This is a genomic window from Streptomyces lycii (assembly GCF_009735685.1).
GTDB lineage: Bacteria > Actinomycetota > Actinomycetes > Streptomycetales > Streptomycetaceae > Streptomyces > Streptomyces lycii.
Genome location: NZ_WHPN01000214.1, coordinates 1 through 279, shown reverse-complemented (window position 1 = coordinate 279; position 279 = coordinate 1). Strand labels below are relative to the sequence as shown.

Here is a 279-nt window from a genome sequence, read left to right as displayed (position 1 = left end):
TATCCGCACCAGTTCTCCGGCGGCATGCGGCAGCGCATCATGATCGCGATGGCGCTGGCCCTGGAGCCGGACCTGATCATCGCCGACGAGCCGACCACGGCGCTCGACGTCACCGTGCAGGCCCAGGTCATGGAGCTGCTCGCCGATCTCCAGCGCGAGTACCACATGGGCCTGATCCTGATCACGCACGACCTCGGCGTGGTCGCCGACGTCGCCGACAAGATCGCCGTGATGTACGCGGGCCGGATCGTCGAGACCGCCCCGGTGCACGAGCTGTAC

The 279-nt window shown here is 67.7% G+C and carries 1 protein-coding gene; it reads left to right on the top strand.

Annotated features, from left to right (window positions below; genetic code table 11):
• Nucleotides 1-279, top strand: a 279-nt coding sequence (locus GCU69_RS08750) for an ATP-binding cassette domain-containing protein (RefSeq protein WP_156205571.1), incomplete at both ends; no start/stop codon positions are given.